Source organism: Citrobacter sp. EC_71 (assembly GCF_019584005.1).
Lineage (GTDB): Bacteria > Pseudomonadota > Gammaproteobacteria > Enterobacterales > Enterobacteriaceae > Citrobacter > Citrobacter werkmanii.
Map to the genome: position 1 here is coordinate 1 of NZ_VDAY01000065.1, position 552 is coordinate 552.

A 552-nucleotide genomic window follows, 5' to 3' on the forward strand; every position below is an offset into this window, starting at 1 on the left:
ACCGGGGCCGCCACGGTGGTGTCCACGGTGACCGCCAGCGCCGCCGAGGTCGCGGTGTTGCCCGCGTCGTCGGTGACCTGCACGGTGAAGGTGTACTCCCCGTCAGCCAGCGCCGGCGCGGTAAAGCTCCACGTCCCGTCCGTCTGCACGGCGTCATAGGCGGTGCCGTTAATCAGCACCTGCACCTCCGTCACATCGGCGTCGATATTGCCCAGCGTAAAGGTTGGGGTAGTGTCGTTCGTGATATTGTCCGTCGCGCTGCTGCCGGTATCAGAGGCATCCATCAGATCGAGGGTCGGGATGGACAGCGTGGTGTCCACCGTAAAGGTCATCGGATCTGACGCAGCCGTGTTACCGGCAATATCCGTCACCGTCGCCACAATACTGTGGTCACCGTCGGTCAGCTCGCCGGACGTGATATGCCACTGCCCGGCCGCGTCCTTCGTTGCCGCCACCGGGGTACCGCCGTCAATACTCACCATCACGCTGACCGCATCCGGGTCGGTGCTGATGGCAAAACCCGGCGTGGTGTCGCGGGTCTGGTTATCGCCG

Annotated in this window: 1 protein-coding gene; it reads right to left on the reverse strand. The window is 64.5% G+C overall.

The window, feature by feature from the left end; all coding sequences use genetic code 11:
* The coding region (locus FHD02_RS24005; RefSeq protein ID WP_220394383.1) for an Ig-like domain-containing protein at positions 1-552 on the reverse strand (552 nt) is incomplete at both ends.